Annotated in this window: 15 protein-coding genes; 9 read left to right on the top strand and 6 right to left on the bottom strand. The window is 40.7% G+C overall.

The features are described from left to right. Nucleotides 1-85 precede the first annotated feature (85 nt). From HC643_RS22380 to HC643_RS22395, 4 genes are all read left to right on the top strand, one after another. Complete coding sequence (locus HC643_RS22380) at nt 86-1,297, top strand: RNA-guided endonuclease InsQ/TnpB family protein (RefSeq protein ID WP_167844594.1); 1,212 nt, start codon at nt 86-88, stop codon at nt 1,295-1,297. Between the two features lie 62 nt (nt 1,298-1,359). After that, nucleotides 1,360-2,184 (top strand): VanW family protein, encoded by an 825-nt coding sequence (locus HC643_RS22385; RefSeq protein WP_038078430.1) that lies wholly within the window; start codon nt 1,360-1,362, stop codon nt 2,182-2,184. Next, nucleotides 2,144-3,187 carry an Ldh family oxidoreductase gene (locus HC643_RS22390; RefSeq protein ID WP_038078433.1) on the top strand — a complete coding sequence of 348 codons (1,044 nt, stop codon included), beginning with the start codon at nt 2,144-2,146 and terminating at the stop codon, nt 3,185-3,187. The genes HC643_RS22385 and HC643_RS22390 overlap by 41 nt, the downstream gene beginning before the upstream one ends. 33 nt (nt 3,188-3,220) lie before the next feature. Further along, nucleotides 3,221-3,388: a hypothetical protein gene (locus HC643_RS22395; RefSeq protein WP_153021556.1), complete on the top strand. Its 168-nt coding sequence runs from the start codon at nt 3,221-3,223 to the stop codon at nt 3,386-3,388. 52 nt (nt 3,389-3,440) lie between these two features. On the opposite strand, the gene HC643_RS22400 is transcribed toward HC643_RS22395, so the two are convergent. The 6 genes from HC643_RS22400 to murJ form a co-directional block, all read right to left on the bottom strand. Further along, nucleotides 3,441-3,845 carry a type II toxin-antitoxin system VapC family toxin gene (locus tag HC643_RS22400; RefSeq protein WP_038078437.1) on the bottom strand — a complete coding sequence of 135 codons (405 nt, stop codon included), beginning with the start codon at nt 3,843-3,845 and terminating at the stop codon, nt 3,441-3,443. Further along, nucleotides 3,842-4,096 carry a hypothetical protein gene (locus HC643_RS22405; RefSeq protein WP_038078439.1) on the bottom strand — a complete coding sequence of 85 codons (255 nt, stop codon included), beginning with the start codon at nt 4,094-4,096 and terminating at the stop codon, nt 3,842-3,844. Before HC643_RS22405 ends, HC643_RS22400 begins: the two co-directional genes overlap by 4 nt. 224 nt (nt 4,097-4,320) lie before the next feature. Beyond that, entirely contained in the window at nt 4,321-4,524 is a 204-nt protein-coding gene (locus HC643_RS40870; RefSeq protein ID WP_202048639.1) for a hypothetical protein, read from the bottom strand. Between the two features lie 132 nt (nt 4,525-4,656). After that, nucleotides 4,657-4,989 carry a hypothetical protein gene (locus tag HC643_RS22415; protein WP_038078440.1) on the bottom strand — a complete coding sequence of 111 codons (333 nt, stop codon included), beginning with the start codon at nt 4,987-4,989 and terminating at the stop codon, nt 4,657-4,659. 136 nt (nt 4,990-5,125) lie between these two features. Beyond that, nucleotides 5,126-6,364: a S41 family peptidase gene (locus HC643_RS22420; protein WP_202048640.1), complete on the bottom strand. Its 1,239-nt coding sequence runs from the start codon at nt 6,362-6,364 to the stop codon at nt 5,126-5,128. A gap of 146 nt (nt 6,365-6,510) precedes the next feature. Beyond that, on the bottom strand, nt 6,511-8,082 hold the full coding sequence (murJ, locus tag HC643_RS22425; RefSeq protein WP_038078442.1) for a murein biosynthesis integral membrane protein MurJ: 1,572 nt from the start codon (nt 8,080-8,082) through the stop codon (nt 6,511-6,513). Between the two features lie 567 nt (nt 8,083-8,649). On the opposite strand from murJ, the gene HC643_RS22430 reads away from it, so the two are divergent. From HC643_RS22430 to HC643_RS22450, 5 genes are all read left to right on the top strand, one after another. Further along, nucleotides 8,650-9,918, top strand: coding sequence for a hybrid sensor histidine kinase/response regulator (locus HC643_RS22430; protein ID WP_167844733.1), 1,269 nt, complete (start codon nt 8,650-8,652; stop codon nt 9,916-9,918). Between the two features lie 202 nt (nt 9,919-10,120). Next, complete coding sequence (locus tag HC643_RS22435; protein WP_038078444.1) at nt 10,121-10,636, top strand: chemotaxis protein CheW; 516 nt, start codon at nt 10,121-10,123, stop codon at nt 10,634-10,636. A 69-nt stretch (nt 10,637-10,705) separates the two neighbouring features. Then, on the top strand, nt 10,706-14,254 hold the full coding sequence (locus tag HC643_RS22440) for a GAF domain-containing protein (protein ID WP_050045284.1): 3,549 nt from the start codon (nt 10,706-10,708) through the stop codon (nt 14,252-14,254). Between the two features lie 282 nt (nt 14,255-14,536). Beyond that, nucleotides 14,537-17,554 (top strand): hybrid sensor histidine kinase/response regulator, encoded by a 3,018-nt coding sequence (locus HC643_RS22445; RefSeq protein WP_050045283.1) that lies wholly within the window; start codon nt 14,537-14,539, stop codon nt 17,552-17,554. Between the two features lie 17 nt (nt 17,555-17,571). Further along, nucleotides 17,572-18,072 (top strand): chemotaxis protein CheW, encoded by a 501-nt coding sequence (locus HC643_RS22450; RefSeq protein ID WP_038089502.1) that lies wholly within the window; start codon nt 17,572-17,574, stop codon nt 18,070-18,072. Nucleotides 18,073-18,092: the final 20 nt, after the last annotated feature.

The following is an 18,092-nucleotide window of genomic DNA, read 5'->3' on the forward strand; positions in this document are numbered from 1 at the left end:
ACCAAGAGAATGGGTCTAAAGCCTCGCCCTTCTAGGGCGACTTTATTTGTGTTATAATATTTTGCGTAGAAGTTTTCCACGGAAAATGATTGTTTTAGAATTCAAAGCCAAAGGGAAAACGACTCAATATACTGCCATTGATGAGGCGATTAGGACGGCTCAATTTGTTCGCAATAAGAGTATCCGTTTTTGGATGGATAATCGAGGCGTGGGACAAAAAGAAATGTATCGCCTTAGTAAGTCATTGAGAAGAGAATTCCTATTTGTAAAAGCTCTGAATTCTAGTGCTTGCCAAGCTTCTATTGAACGGGCTTATAGTTCTATTGCTCGTTTTTACGACAACTGCAAAAAGTCTGTTCCGGGTAAAAAGGGATATCCAAAGTTCAAGAAAAATTCTCGCTCAGTGGAGTATAAAACCTCTGGGTGGTCACTTTCCGAGACCAGGAAACAAATAACCTTCACCGACAAAAAAGGTATTGGTACGCTCAAGCTGAAAGGAACATGGGATTTAAACTTCTACCAATTAGAACAGGTAAAACGAGTTAGATTAGTTCGTCGTGCTGATGGGTATTATGTTCAATTTCTGATTAGTGTAGACAACAAATTAGAAACACAACCCACAGGGAAAACCATTGGTTTGGATGTAGGACTTAAAGAATTCTATACCGACAGCAATGGACATAGTGAACCTAACCCAAGGTTTTATCGCACAGGAGAGAAACGTCTAAAATTTAGACAAAAGCGCGTTTCTCGTAAAAAGAAAGGCTCTGCCAACCGTAAGAAAGCTATTAATAAATTAGGGCGAGTACACCTCAAAATAAGTAGGCAACGTGAAGAACACGCCAAGAGACTGGCGCGTTGCGTAATCCAATCTCACGACTTGGTATCCTATGAAGATTTGAGGATTAAAAATTTAGTGAAAAATCACTGTCTCGCTAAATCTATTAATGATGCTGGTTGGTATAAATTCAGAAAATGGTTGGAGTATTTTGGGGTGAAGTTTGGCAGGATAACTGTTGCGGTTAACCCCGCCTACACTTCTCAAGAATGCTTCAGTTGTGGCGCAATAGTCAAAAAATCTCTATCTACAAGAACCCATGTTTGCGAATGCGGCTTTGTCATAGATAGAGACTCGAATGCCGCTATCAATATTCTGAAATTAGCCTTGAGTACCGTAGGGCATACGGGAACTTGGATCTACTATCCGAACGCTTCAGGAGATTCGACCTCTACTCATACTGGAGAAATCCTGTATCAGCAAGTTGGGTCTGTGATTGAAGAATCTTCGCCCTTATAGGGCGGAGAGTGTCAAAGGAAATTCTGTCATCAATGAATGTTGATGATTTCTGAGCTTTTAATATGTTACAGCTTCTAACCCCAAGTTTGAAAGCGTTGATTCGTCAAAAAATTAAAGATGCTCAATCGTTATGGCGGGGTTATGTGTTTTACTACCCTCGCAAACAAGACTCAGAGCCATCTTCTGATTATTGCTATCAATGGAGTGAGATTAGTACTGCAATTAAACAACGTTCTGGTTCTCCCCAAGTCAATGAAAACCGTTTTTGGAATATGCAACTGGCGGCAAAGGGTATTGATGGATTGACTCTGAATCCAGAGCAAATTTTTGACTTTTGGAACCGCGTACCGCGTCCAACTCTTGCCAATGGTTTCCGTGAAGGTCCAACTTTAGTGGGTAATCGATTGATGACTGATGTTGGAGGTGGGTTGTGTCAAATTTCTACGACTTTATTTCAGGCTTTACTATGGGCAAACTGTGAAATTCTAGAACGTCACAATCACTCAATTGATGCTCATGGAGACACTCGTTTTTTTACTTTGGGTCAAGATGCAACTGTAGCTTATGGTTATAAAAACTTAATTGTCAGGAACAACAACCAAGTTTCTTTACGTTTGCAATTGCAGGTGTTAAGTGAAAAGGCTTTGGTTGTAGCAAGTGTTTGGGGAACTGAGCCAAAGCCAGTAGAAGTAAAGGTTTCTTCTCAAGTTTTGGAAACGCTCCCCGCACCTCAGACGAATGGAATGCCTGGTTGGCGGGTAGAAACGCTCCGTTACGCGTGCCAATTGGAAGAGCCAACTACAGGATGGCAAGTTAATTACCGCACATTAGATGTGTATCAGCCTCATGTCAAGCTACAACAAGATTTCAGTCAAATCCCTGCATAATTTTTTTGATGCAGTTCTCTCTCCCTACGAATTGTTACCGGAAGTTGCAGAAGCATTGAAAACGCATTTGGTGGAGGCAAATCTTTGTGGAATGGATTCCCACGGTTTGCAGCAAATTTTTGGTTATGTGAAAAGTTTGCAAAGCGGGCGAATTAACCCAAAACCAAATTTGTCTGTCAATTCAGTACGTCCAACAACGATCCGGATTGATGGCGATCGCGCTCCCGGACAGTACGCAGGTAAAGTCGCAATGGAAAAAGCGATTGAAGTTGCGCGTCAGTATGGGATAGCGGTGGTGGGAGTCAGTAATAGCAATCACTTTGGGATGGCAGGTTATTATACTCGCATGGCAGCAGAAGCAGGTACAATTGGCTTTGCAACTAGCGATACGAGTGCTGTAGACTTAGCTCCCTATGGAGGAACAAAGGCAAAACTGGGTAACAATCCCATTTCTTGGGGAATCCCTACAGGTACATCGCAACCCGTTATTTTAGATATGGCAGCAGGGACAGTAAGCGGTGGTAAAGTTAAGCACTTTGCTTACCAAGGTTTACCGATACCTTTTGGTTGGGGGCTTACGGAAGCAGGAGAACCAACGGATAATCCCAAGCAGGTAGCAGTCAATTTACCAGCATCATACAAAGGTTCTGGTTTGGCATTTGTGGCGGATTTACTCTGCGGTCCTTTGTTAGGTACGGTAGCAGCAATGTTTAAAAATAAAGCAATCCACGATGGTGCGAACGGTACCGGACATTTATTCTGGGTGCTTGATGTGGAAGCGTGGACCGATCGCAATGAGTTTGAGCAACGGGTGCAAAATGCGATCGCTTCTCTCAAAGAAACACCCCGTCTTGACCCCAACCAACCCATCTACTATCCTGGAGAACTAGAAGCCATGACACGCCAAGAGCGATTGTTAACTGGTATTCCAATACCCCAAGCCTTAATTGAGGAATTGACTGCGTTTTTTGGAGAAGAGAGTGTTTCTCCACTCATCCATTAACTCATAACACGGTAAGGCTAAAAGCATACCGAAATGAACGAGATTGAAGACACTTTATTTTTTGTCCTGGAATTTCCTCTCCAAAGTTATACCATTTTGGAGTTTAGATGGGTGGATGCGTGGATTGAGAAAGCTTTACCAGGGCTAAATTTTGCCCAACTACCGTCGCATTCTTTATTTCAAATTGGTATGAGAGAATAACAACAGTTGAGTTTCGCTAATAGTGGACACTTAACTGCACTAGCCCAGTCAACTACTCAGCCCAGTTTTCTACCGTCAAATCTGAAATATTCTCAAAATGCTTGGTGTTAGCTGTAACAAGAAGATAGCCGCATTCGATAGATGAAGCAGCAATCAAAATATCTATAGGAGGAATAAGTAGTCCTTTTGTTCTCAACTCTACATAAATCTTACTAGCAATATTCATGGTCTTTACTGTCAAGGGAAGAATTTCGCTTTCATTAGCAAGCTCTTCAAATTTAGACAGAAGATTTTTTGCGTCCTTATACAATAAGCCACTTTTAATTTCGTAGTAACTTAGAATTGAAAACGTAAGATATTCATAGAATTGACTGTATTCATTAAGTTTAGTGACAACCTCAATCTTCCCTCTAAGGAAATACGAAAGAATATTGGTGTCTAACAATGCTTTTTTCACTGTTCTGAGAGCCTCTGCAAATCGAGTTGTCTATTTGCAGTAACATCCTTCTCCAAGTCTTCTAGAGTACCAGCCATGTCAGCCGCAATTCCTGCAAATCTCATAAAATTTTTCCTTGTACGGGAAGTTTGAGTAGCTTCTTGGGTGACTAGAGAAATCGTAATCTCTACCTCTTTGCCTTTGAATTCAGATAACCCGCTAAGTTCTAGCAAGTCACTCATAATCGTTTTTTTAATCTTCAAAACGTCCATATAGTTTTACCTGTTCGACTGTTGCACATTAGGTATTTTACGCAGTTAACCCTCAGCATATTCTCATGAAAAGGGAACTTGTATGAAACAGGATTTTGAAAGTTAACGCGAACAATCAAGTTATCTCCAAATTCAAATGGGGTTTCTATTATATCACTAGCTGCGTTGTTTAACTGTTGCTAGCAAAATCTCTATAGCCAAAAAGCTTGTAAAATAAGGTTTAGTCAAAAATTGCTCGTGTTTGTTTCATGCAAGTTCAACAATCCATCCGTTCGCCTCTCAACGTGTGCGTTAACAAAAAACGTTACGCTTTCGCCCGTGCAACAAGCATGAAAATCGGATTCAGTAGGGCTAACCCACCCATGACTACCGCCACCTAAATTTTGTCCTAAAATTAAATCACCCTCTCCCATAAGTGTTGGAATCAAGGTGGTTTTTGAGCAAAAACACTCTTGAATTGATTTGTTGTTAGTAATGCGAATCCCAATCTGTGTAGATAGACTGACATCAGGTAGATTAAAGCATGAGATATTCAGATGTATCTTTATACAAAAATGGTATCACATAAAATAACTAACTTTGACTATAAAAAGACTCCAGGCAAGGACAATAGCATGAAAAAAATAAGCCCAGACTAGTCTTTTTATCGAAAGCCTAATACTCCGCTTGATAAGTAAAATGCTTGCCAAGAAAAGCAAAATAGAAATAATACTTATTCCAATAAAAACTAGAATTCTAAAATTATAGTATCCACCTCCTTCAATAATAATAAGCTTCATAAAACTAGCAAAATAAGCTATCAAATGAATACTAAATTGTAAATATGAAATAATTGCAAATACTTGCCTTGCTGTCTTTTGAGAGTTAACTCGATCTTGCTGCTCTTGGTTCATAACTTCGTCTTAAACAAGGAATAAATCCGCTTAAGACCAATTCTATATGAGAGGAAATAGAATTGTATAATAGGGAACAACTAAAGAAAAAAGACCGGAAGCAAACAATGGTAGGGGAAGTCTGAGTTGTTGTTAATTAGCTGCGTTGCTTCATTGTTGACAGCAAAACCTCTATAGCCCTCTCTTTTTGAGGATCTTTACCCTCTGCATACTCTAATGAGAAGGGAACGCTAATATCTGGTGTGACTCCTTTACCTTCTAACCTTTGGTTTTCATCAAGAAATACGTTGGAAACCGCTAAATAAAGGAAACTACCATCATCCATGAGAAAAAGACGACCAGCAACAACTGCGCCTGTTGTTTTAGAACCAACAACAGATCCTATTTTATGTTGCTGAAAAGCATATGCCAGAATTTCCTTACTACTTCTGCTTCCTTCATTAATTATCATGACAACAGGTTTTTTCCATTGAGGAATAAATGTATATTTTCTACCGTCACGAGCAATATTGGTAACACTTGGTCCTGCTTTTGCTGTAAATATGTTGAGATAGCTAATGTCTCCTCCACCCCAGCCATCTCGTAAATCTAAAACTAAACCATCTGCTTCTCGGAGACGACCGTAGATAAGGTCTTCCCGTAGCTGTTCTTGATCTGGATCTGCTGCATTTGACCAGATGTGAACGTAACCAATTTTTTTGCTATCTCGCTCGAACGTTTGGGTACTTGCTTGCTGTGCTGACTTAAACATGGTGGTTGCGTCTAGCAGCTTGGGAATGACGGTAATTTTTTGGCGGCTGTTCGCATTACTGGTTCTTTGAATTAACAACGTGACGTTTTGATCCGCTTTACCAGCAAAAGACTCAATGGGTTTGTAAGGGCGATCGCCTACACTCAGCAATTGGTCGCCCACTTTTAACCCAGCTTTAGCAGCAGGACTACTATCGAGTATAGTGCTGATAAAAGTTTTGCCGTTGATATCTTTGGTAGTTATACCAATGCCACTGTATTCAATCTTACCTTTTGGAAAAAACTTTCTTAACTGCTTTTGAAACTCAGGATTCCCTGCTTGAAAAATACCCAAAAGCTGATAGTAAGCAGGTTCATCTTTTATGTAGAAACGAGTGTGAGATGTTTGCAACTCAGACAGCATTTGATTGATAACTACAGCCAGTTCTTGGCTGGACTTGGTATTTGCTGCGGATGGTTCATACTTTTTCCGCATTGCCTTCCAGTCCACTCCATTAAAATTGGGGTCGTAAAAGTTTTCGTTTACAGTTTGCCAAACTTTTTCAAAAATCTTTACTTGTGGTTGGGCAAGCATTTTGGGTAAGGGAGAAGCAAACCACAAGAGGAGTACAGCTGCAACACTCATTAACATTGCTACAGCTACACTTTTTAACTGAGTCAGCCTCAATCTTATAATTGTGTTGGTTCTGAAGTCGATCATCTCAATGAGTAGACGCGTAGCGACTTATCGTGAGACCATCTTGATGGCTCATTAGTTCCAATCTATTCAAGTTATTTCTTTCTCAAACGATTCACCAATAACTCAACTTCTGGCAGTTTCATAACACTTACTAAAGCTGCAAACACTCCTAATCCGATACTGCTAGCAAGGCTTAATTGCAATAATTGTCTCGCTATTCCTTCGCTACTCCAAAAAACTTCAAAAGCCCAACTTACAAGCCAACAAGTAAGCCCTGCGATTCCGCTCATACCAATTAAACCAAGTATGGGTAAACTCCATTCTCGCAAAGCTAAACCGTTGAGTTGGCGACGCAAGCACCACAATAACATTATTGTTGCTGTTAAATTCACTGCCATGGATGCAAGAACTAAACCGGGTGCTCCAAATGCTTTGACTAGCAAGTAATCGAGTCCTATATTCAGTAAAATATTTATTAAAGTTATGCGAAAAGGTGTTTGCCCATCTTCCAAAGCATAAAAGACTCGCACGAGTACGCTGACAACTACACTGGTGAAAGCTCCCAAACCATAAGCCATGAAAAGAGTTGCAACCAGTTTGGATGCATTGGAGTCAAATGCTTGGCGCTCGTACACAACTCTGACAATTGGTACGGCTAAACTTATCATCAAAGCTCCTAAAGGTAACATGGTGAGGGCTGCGATTGTAATGCTTTGCCGAAGCCGCAGCTTTAACGCCGATCGATCTTCTGGTTTTGTTAATTGGGAAAATACGGTCATAAATGGTATCAATAAGGCACTAGTCAGGATACCTTTGGGAGTTTGGGCAAGTAGCCCAGCATAATTGAGCGCCGCAGCTGCATGAGGAATGTAAGAAGCAAAGAATAAATCTACATAAATGTTAATTTGGGTCATGCTGGAAGATAAGATGGCAGGGGTCATAACTGCGATCGCCTCTTTCACCCCAGGAGAATAAAAGTCAAAGCGCAGGCGTAAAGTCCCCATACCCTCCCGCCACTGTACGATCGATTGAACGAGCCATTGCAAAACAGCACCTGCAAGGGTTCCTCCTGCTAATACCAAGCCTCCTAGCAGGAAAGAGTCAGGTGTATTAGCAAGGGTTCTTTGTTTTAGGGCTAAAAAACCCAACCCAATAATGACAGTCACACTCGATAGCATTGGGCTAATGGAAGGAAGCCAGTAATGTTGGGCTGCATTCAGAGTCCCAAAGCCAATGCCAATAAACCCCGATAAAAGAGCAATGGGAGCCATGATCTGCAATTGACGTGCAGCGAGGTTTCTAACTTGTGGTTCCAAACCAGGGGCTATTAAATTAGTGAAAAAATCTGCAAAAACAATCAAACCAACTGTTACTAAAAGTAAGATGCAGCTTGTGAGGGTGGTGATGGTTTCTACCAAAGGAGCAGCAGTTGATTTTTCTCGCTTAGCTAAAATACTCACTAGAGTACTGTGCAAAGGACCATTGATACCACCAAGCAAGACTAACAAAAATCCGGGGATAATATAGGCATAATTGTATGCATCAGCAACCGGACCAACTCCAAAAACTGCTGCAACACAAGTGGATCGCAGTAACCCAAAGAGTTTGCTAATGAGAGTGGCGATCGCAACAATTCCCGCAATTCCAGCTATTGAGCGCTTCATTTGTTTTGCTTAAACTTTTTTCAACGACTTTTTATTGCTTTTTGCTCTGACAATAGGCTTAGAAATTAAGTATAATCTTATTACTATTATTGAAGTCTATAAGTTATGTCATAAGTTTAAGTTTTTTAAGATTATTAGCTGATATTTCTGCTTTTGATAGTGAAGTATAAATAACTAACTAAAAATATGGAATAATTAACTAAAATCTAGGCCGATCTTTTTTTTGGCTATGACTTCAATTCACATTTTCATCACGTCTATTGGTAATACCCAACTCCCGTCTGAGAAGACTTTATGCAATAAGTATTTTTCCTATTTTGTGTAATTTCACTGATGCTTACTATTTTAAATGTAGCTAATCTAGAATTTAGAATTCCTTCTAATAATAAACCAAACAGTATTCTATTTCTGACATATCTATAAATTTCTATCTAGGTAAGAAAGAAATTATAAGTGTGATAGTAGTAGAGGTACCTACTTTTGTCATTGCCATCACCATTTTACTAGTCATAAATTGGTATTTTTAACAATTCCTTAAAACAATATGCTTTTGCTAATAAGCAAGCCATGATCTTATCTCAGAACAATATAATTTTAGTTGTTGACGATAGCCCAACAAATACAGCATTTTTGTTGGGCATATTGCAACAGTTTTGTTTCAAAGTTGTGATTGCTAATAGTGGTGAAAGTGCTTTAGAACAATTGGTCAATATCTCTCCGAGCCTAATACTATTAGATGTTGTCCTACCAAAAATGAATGGTTTTGAACTGTGCTGTCGTTTGAAAGCATCGGAAGCAACACGTGATATACCGATTATTTTTATGACTTCCCTGTCGAAGGTAGAAGATAAAGTAAGGGGATTAAATTTAGGAGCAGTAGATTATATTACTAAACCTTTACAAAAGGAAGAGGTCTTAGCGCGAGTTAACGTTCACATCAAACTCAAACATTTGCACAAGCAACTAGAAGAAAAAACCAAACAATTAACACTGACTTTACAACAGTTACAAGAATCTCAACTTCAATTAATACAAAAAGAAAAAATGACAACGCTGGGACAATTGATTGCAGGTGTTGCTCATGAAATTAATAATCCTATTGGTTCTATTAGTGCTAATACTATTTATGCATCAACTTATGTTAGAGAACTGGTTCAACATATCCGGCTTTACCAACAAAAAGTTACCGATACTGAAATTCAAAAACATGCTCAAGAGATTGATTTGGAATATATAGTTGAAGATTTACCTAATATTTTAACTTCGATTCAAGGTTGTACGAGCCGAATTAAAGATATCAGTGAATCCTTGAGAAATTTTTCTCGAAATGATACTGAAGTCATGGTTCCTTTTAACATTCATGATGGCTTGGAAAGTACGCTTTTAATCCTCAAACATCGGCTCCAAGCTTATAGTAAGTATCCCAAAATTGATGTTATAAAGAACTATGGAGATTTACCGACAATCGATTGCTTACCAGGGCAATTAAATCAGGTCTTTATGAATTTGTTAGCAAATGCAATTGATGCTTTGAGAGAACCAACTCAGGAACATGACTTACCCGATCTAGAAAATCCACGAATTTGGATTCAAACAAGCTTAAGTGACGATCGCCTAAAGGTTGTTGTTCGTATTAGGGATAACGGAGTCGGTATTTCACCAGAGATTCAGCAGAAGCTTTTTGAATATGCTTTCACAACAAAGCCTGTTGGTAAAGGAACGGGATTGGGATTAGCAATCGCTCATCAAATTGTCGTCGAAAGACATGGCGGTTCTATTGAAGTTAATTCTACTATCGGTCAGGGTTCTGAGTTCGTTATTAAACTACCAGTATAAAAATTTATTACAGCGGGTAATACCCACCATATTGTAAGACTTACAAACATTTTCTGAGCGAGCCCAAAATTTTTACAAACTTTTCTGTAATTCTGTTATTAAGACCAAATTTCTGGGAATTCTAAAATTATGCAGATAAGGTAGATAGTTTTTTGTTTAGACAGGAACTGTTTATCTAGTATTTTATATCCTAATTAGCCTAATGCTACCTTCACTAGATTCTGTTTTAACAACAGCTAATTTAAGCAAATCCATTTTTCATGTAAATGCTGACGATAATCGACAGCGTTTTTTAAGTTTTCCTATTGGCACATATAGGACAAGTTTAATTCCTCTTGAACAAATTACAGAAATTTTACGGATCAATTTAGATGAAGTTTTAAGCGTACCAGAGACGCCTGATAGCATTCTGGGAGTTTACAACTGGCGTGGCGAAATGTTGTGGTTGGTTGACTTGGAGCAGTTGATTGGTGGTACATCTTTATTTGAGCAAGTTCCACTGTCAAAACAGCCAATCGCTATTGTTCTTCAGGCTGATAGTTATTACTTTGGATTGGTTGTGAAATCGGTGAACGAAATTGAACTACACGATATCAACCAATTGTTAGCTGCAAAACCAGGCTCACTTCCCCCGCAATTACTTCCCTTTGTTATTGGATATCTACCTAATGGTTCAACAGTTTTGAACCAAACAGCAATCGCTCAATTTTTTCTGTAAGGATACAACAATTATATTTATCCTTTTCTAGTTTCTGAATTTATCAACTTTGAATATTGAACAGTAATTATGACATCCGAACTAAATTCAATTAAAAATGGCAATGGTAGAACAAATCACAGAACGCGGAAAGCTTCTATGCCTTCCACTACTATTGAAAACAAAGAACAACCGTCTTTTCCTACAGGCAAAGCCGATTTCAATAACTCCATATATACAGAAATGAGTGAGCCGATTTCAGAAAACACGCTGAGCCATTTAAGACAGGAAGTTATGGCGATCGCTCAACAAATGGAGCAAGCATCTAATATAGATGACTTGTGCAAAACTACAGTCACGTCCATACGTTCCATACTAGCAGCCGATCGGGTAGTGATTTACCAATTTGATAGCGCAGAAGAAGGCTTTGTCGTAAAAGAGTCTGTCGGACGAGGCTTTACACCAGGAATGCGGGACTCAATGCCATTAGTCATCTTTGGATTCGATCGCACCAGCGACTACGAACAACAATCAGTTATTAGCTTTGAGAACATTGAAACCGCACAGTTGACCCCAGATCAGCGGAAGCTTTGGGGACAATTCCAGATCAAAGCCAGCTTAAATTTACCACTACAACTTAATGGTACAGTCTGGGGAGTCTTAGCCGTACAGCAATGCTCCGAACCGCGAATTTGGAAAGAAACAGAAATTATCACGTTACAACAACTCGCACACAAGTTTTTGATTTGTTTTCAACCCGCTCAATTTCAGAAATTACTGGAACAAGCAAAAGAACAAGAACAACTTGTTGCTCGCATTACCCAGAAAATTAATCAGTCACTGAATCTTGATAATCTCTTACGCCTCGGTACAGCAGAAATTCGTAGCTTTTTGAAGTGCGATCGCGTAGGTGTTTATCGCTTCAATGAGGATTGGACTGGAGAGTTTATTGCCGAGTCCGTCGGTGCAGGTTGGATATCAATAGTAGATGAGCAAAGCCGCGATAATCGCTTAAAAGGAAAATTGACAGAGTACTCACATTGCAACGTGAAAAGTCTTTCACCTGTCACACCATCCAATCCAGATACTTATTTAAGAGATACCAAAGGGGGTAAATATACTCGTGGAGAACGATTTACGCAAGTCAATGACATTTACGCAATGGGCTATTCCCCTTGTTATCTTGAGGTGCTGGAGAAATACCAATGCCGTGCGTATATAGTTGTACCGCTCTTTGTCGATGGTAGACTGTGGGGATTGCTATCGGCATATCAGAACTCAAATATTCGTATTTGGCAAGAGTGGGAAATTAATTTTATGCTGCAGCTGAGTTTACCTCTGAGTATGGCCGTACAGCAGATGGAAGCTCAATTGAAAATTGAGGAATCCTCCCGACAAATTGCAAAATCTGCAGCTCGCGAACAAGCGTTAGCTCGTATCACTACCCGTCTGTCTCGTACAATGGATTTAGAAGCAATTTTCCGGCTTTCGGGACAGGGGAGGGAAAATCTGGCGGGGGAGCGCATTGAAACAATTTTTAAGATTGCGACTCAAGAAACCAGACAAATGCTTAATTGTAGCCGAGTCGCACTGTACCAGTTTCATCCAAATTGGAGCGGGCGGTTTGTCGCGGAATCAACTGCAAGTGGTTGGAATCGGTTGTTAGAAATTATCCCTATCATAGAAGATACTTTTTTGCAAGAAACTCAAGGTGGTCGGTATAAAGATAATGATACCCTTGTCGTCAATGATATTTATACGACAGGACACGCTTCTTGCCATGTTGAACTCTTGGAACAGATGGAAGCTAGAGCATACATGATTGTGCCAGTCTTTGCAGGAGATTTACTCTGGGGCTTACTTGGTGCATATCAAAACGACAAACCAAGGGTGTGGGAAAAAGGGGAATTGAGTTCTTTGATTCAAGTTGGTATCCAAGTCGGGATTGCCTTAAAGCAGGTAAAATACTTGGAAGAGGTGCGGCAACAGTCCGAGCGTCTTGCTAAACTCGCAGAGCGGGAAACTAATTTCGTTCAATTTATCTTTAAAATCGGGCAAAGGATTGTTGAACGCTTGCAGCAAAAAAATTTCAACCCTGACTCGCTTTTCCGTTCCATTACTCAGGAATTGCGTCAACTCCTGAATGTCGATCGCGTCGCCATTTACCACTTTAACCCTGACTGGAGTGGAGAATTTATTGTTGAAGATGTCGGTAGTGGGTACCTCAAGTTAGCTGGAACGGATATGGCGGTCATTGTTGACCCCGTTCTGCAAGAAAGTTCTGGTGGTCGCTATCGGAAGAATGAGCCAAGCGCGATCGACGATATCAATCTATCCGCCGACCTGACTTTTGGAAGGGAAACGTTAGAGCAATGGGGGGCAAAAGCTTACATTGCAGCGCCACTGTTTAAAGGCGAACAACAGCTTTGGGGTTTGCTGTTAACTTATCAAAATAATGCACCTCGCCATTGGGAAGAAGGTGAGGTAAATTTACTGATCCAGGTAGCAACACAGTTGGGTATTGTGCTACAGCAGTCAGAATACTTAGAGCAACTAGAAATTCAGTCTCAACAACTGAGTGAAGCCGCCCAAAGAGAGAAGCAAGCCAATGAAGCATTGCAACAGGAAGTAGCACAATTGCTGTCTGCGGTACAACCAGCCCTTCAAGGCGATTTAACTGTTCGCGCTCCGGTTGCAGGTGATGAAGTGGGCAAAATTGCTGATACTTACAACAACACTTTAGAAAACCTGCGAAAGTTAGTGATGCAAGTACAGCAAGCGTCTCAAGCAGTGGCAAGTACTTCACAAAATAGCGAATCATCTATTGTTGAGCTTGCCAATCAAGCACAACAACAGTTTCAAGCGCTTTCGCAAGCAGCTACACAAATTCAAGAAATGGTGGCTTCCACGGAAGCAGTTGCAACTAGCGCCAGACAAGTTGAAGAGGCAGTTCAAAAGACAAATCAAACTGTGAAAGAGGGTGAAACTGCCATGAATAAGACCGTAGACGGTATCACCGCAATTCGAGAAACAGTGGCAGAAACAAGCAAACGTATCAGGCGTTTAAGTGAATCCGGTCAAAAAGTTTCTCGCGTTGTCAGTTTAATCAGTAGTTTTACTACCCAAACACAAATACTGGCACTGAATGCTGCGATTGAAGCGACCAAAGCAGGGGAACACGGGCGGGGGTTTGCAGTAGTCGCTGATGAAGTTCGTTCGCTAGCCGGACAATCCGCAGAAGCAACGGCTGAAATTGAGGAACTGGTACAAGAAATTCAAGCAGGTACTGCTGAAGTGGCTGCCGCAATGGATACAGGTATTCAGCAGGTTGTTGAAGGAACAAAGTTAGTCACAGAAGTCAGACAGCAATTAAACGCGATTGTTGGCGCAACAACTCAGATCAGTGAACTGGTAGAACGCATTACTCAAACAACTCAGGTACAGAACCAACAGTCGCAATCAATTACCCAAGCCATGACTGATGTAGCTGCGATCGCTAACAAGACTTCTGCTGATTCTATTAAACTCTCTGCTTGTTTTAAGGAACTGCTAGCAATGGCACAAGACTTACAACGCAGTGCGAGTCAGTTTAAAGTAGCCCGCACTTCTTTAAACGAACAGGTTGTGGCTAATGGCTAATGGCTAATGGCTAATGGCTGATGGCTAATGGCTAATGGCTAATGGCTAATGGCTAATGGCTGATGGCTGATGGCTAATGGCTGATGGCTGATGGCTAATAGCTAATGGCTGATGGCTAATGGCTAATGGCTAATGGCTGATGGCTAATGGCTAATGGCTGATGGCTGATGGCTAATGGCTGATGGCTGATGGCTGATGTGGCTAGTAAAAAACTGGCAATTAACAATTGACAATTAGCTATTAGCTATTAGCTATTAGCTATTAACAATTAGCATTAAATTTATGATTTGCGATCCTAACTATCAGGCTCAACTTTATCACCACTTTTCCCTAGAAGCTCCAGAACTACTAAAGACAATGGAGCAAGCATTACTGAATTTGCAACAGGATGAAAGCAATCTCGAACAAGTTCGCATTTTAATGCGAGCAACACATACTTTAAAGAGCATTGCTGCAACGCTTGAACTAGACACTATTAAAAACATTGCTCACACTCTTGAAGATATTTTTCGAGCCATCTGCCAACCCAATGTAGTTATAGAACCGGAGATGAAGGCGCTGTTTTTTGAGGGTTACGAGTGCCTGCGCGATCCATTGATGGCAGAACTTAGCGGTTCTATAGTTGATACTCACATGGTAGAGGAGCAGTCATCTATTGTGCTTTCTCGTTTGCATGAAAAGTTAGGTCATTTTTTACAAGATGAAGCAGAATCTTTCTCAGATATAAGTTTTGATTGTATTCAAATAGTTTTGCAAGGTAATATTATTCCTGAGTTAGAAAAGACTGCAATTGCAATTGTAAATGCTCAGTCTGAAGAAATTTTTGCTATTCTTTCCAATCAAATCGAGAGATTTATTGGATATGCAGAAGCTCTGGGGCTGTCTGGGTTTTTAGCTATTGCTCAAGCGACAACTGCTGCACTCAAAAATTGTCCAGAACAAACTTCCTTAATTGCTCGCCTTGCAATAGAAGATTTCCAACAAGCATTTTCTCAAATTATTTCCAATAATAACCCAACAGCTGGCTCTCCAAGTAACGCTTTACAAAAGTTGGCGGAAGTCAAAGCAGAAGAAACTCCCATATCCTCCCCCAGTCCCCCAGTCTCTCACTCCTCTACTCCTCTACTCCCTCACTCCCCCACTCCCTCACTCCCCCAGTCCCCCACTCCTCCACTCCCCTACTCCCTCACTCCCTCACTCCCTCACTCCCCCACTCCCTCACTCCCTCACTCCCCCACTCCTCCATTCCCCCACTCCTCCACTCCCCCACCAATCCCTTCAGGAGTGGAAGCGACAACAATACCTCTTCCCAAAATTGTGCGTGTTAATGTTGACCATCTTGAACAACTGAATTACTTAAATGCAGAACTCTTAACAAACCAGAACCATCAATTTCTGCAAGATGGCAAAATGCGAAATTCTTTACGAAAATTACTGAGCCGTCTGCGTCAGTTACAGCAATGCTTAAGTGATTTGCAGGATTGGGCAAATCCTTTGCTGCTACATAATGGAGTACAGCAATGCAATCCTTTGATTTCTATTTATGGTGCTTTAATTTCTAAAAACTCTGATAGTTTTGATACGCTAGAACTAGATTCTTATAGTAAATTTCATGTTTTTATCAAAACTCTTTTAGAAGAAGCGTCTTATTTAGAGCAGGAAATAGACGCTCAAGAGCAACTCAATCGCAAAACAACACAATTGTTGAAAAAACAGCAAAAACTTCTCACCAACTCTCGTGATGTTTTGTTGGATGCAAGAATGCTTCCATTGGGAAGTATTTTAAATCGATTGCATCCAGTTTTACAACAGCTACAAACTTTACATAAAAAGCCCATTTCCTTAACAATTAAAGGGAATGAAGTGCTGATTGATAAAGCGATCGCGGAACGTCTTTACGAACCTCTTTTACATTTGGTTCGCAATGCCTTCGATCATGGGATTGAGCCAGCTGAAATTCGGCAACAACATGGCAAAGTTGTTCAAGGTCAGATTGAAATTCGCGCTCATTATCAAGGCAATCAACTCATTGTTGATGTACAGGATGATGGTCAAGGGCTTAATTTCGATGCTATCCGCCAACAAGTCATCCAACGGGGAATAGTCACCGCTGAAACTGCAAGCACTCTTAATGAATCTCAATTAACCGAACTGCTTTTTGAACCAGGTTTCTCTACCACTAAAAAGGTTAACGATCTTTCTGGACGCGGTGTAGGGCTTGATGTAGTCCGGGTGCAACTTCAGGGAATGCAGGGTAAAGTTGCGGTTCACACAGAAGCACAAAAAGGAACAACTTTCTCTTTACAAATTCCCCTTAGCATCAGTATCAATAAACTTTTAGTTTGCCAAGCAGGTAAAAAAGTTTATGCGCTAGCGGCTGATACAATCGACCAAATTTTATTACCCAAAGCCAGTCAAGTACAATATTCAGAGCACGGTAGAGTTTTACGTTTGGCGACAACCTCTGGTATAAATCAATCAGAGCAAGGTGAACTCATACCCATTTATCGGCTTTCAGAAATTCTTGACTACTCCAGCCAACAGCCTACAGAAATCACCTCAGATTCTCAATCTCCTGAGGGAAATGTTGTTTTGCCATTACTGATTCTTCCCTGTGATGAGCAACTTTTAGCTTTAGAAGTCGATCGCATTATTTGGGAGCAGGAATTGGTCATTCGTCCCTTCAGTAAATTAGTACCCAGCCCCAGTTATGTTTATGGTGGCACAATTCTCGCTGACGGACGTCTCACATTGGTGATTAACGGTGCGGCGTTGCTTCAACATATCCACGACCGGAAAGCGCAAACCATTCAAGATTTTTGGAGACAATCATCTTCAACTGCACGTTCTGGATTCCTTGCGCCATCTCGTACACAACCAGCCATGTCACCTAAATTTGAAAATAGCAAATGTACGGTGATGATTGTTGATGATTCCATGACTTTGCGTCAGGCGCTGATTTTGACTTTACAACAAGCAGGCTATCGCACTTTGCAGGCTCGTGACGGGTATGAAGCGATCGCGCACTTTAAAACTCATAGCAGAGTCAATTTGATTATCTGCGACATTGAGATGCCCCATATGAACGGTTTTGAGTTTCTCGCTCACCGGATGTCTAATGAAAATATAGCTCAAATTCCAATTCTGATTGTGAGTTCTCGCACCGCATTGAAGCACCGTCAGCTAGCACTGAAACTCGGTGCAACTGCTTATCTAACCAAGCCTTACTCCGAACAGGAGTTGCTTTCTACAGTGGCTCAAGTTCTTAAGGGACAGGGAGCAAATTTAGCTTATTCCTAAAAAGGAGGAAGTTTGTTATGGGCGAATCTTTTACGGAAGAAAAGTATATTACCTTTAAAATCTCTACGTATCTCTTGGCTTTACCAATTGATAGTGTTTTCAAAGTTGTTGCTTGTCCACCCGATTTGAGCCAAACTCTTCAGGAAGCCAAGCTCGCTCAGTTGGGTCAATTCACGGTGATGCTTCTTAAGCTTCATCAAAGTCTCGATCCAATGCACAGCCAGCAACAAGACAGCAGTCAAATTGGGCGTTTTCTCATCATTACGCAAGGAAAGGAGGGAGAACTGTACGGTATTTTAGTCGGTACTCCCCCAAACCTGATGACAATTCCTGAAGCTTGCATCCAGCAAGTCCCTCAATCTTTTCTCCATACTGGGTTTCCCGCTTGGGTCAGTCAGATTGCGATTCTCAACCATAAAGATGAACGTACTACTATTTTGATGCTTGACATTCAACAAAGTTCGTTGCTCGCTTCTTACTCGCGCTCGAGTTTGAATGCATCTTTTCAGGCAATGTAATGGCAAAATGATTGATTTTT

It is taken from the genome of Tolypothrix bouteillei VB521301 (assembly GCF_000760695.4).
Lineage (GTDB): Bacteria > Cyanobacteriota > Cyanobacteriia > Cyanobacteriales > Nostocaceae > Scytonema > Scytonema bouteillei_A.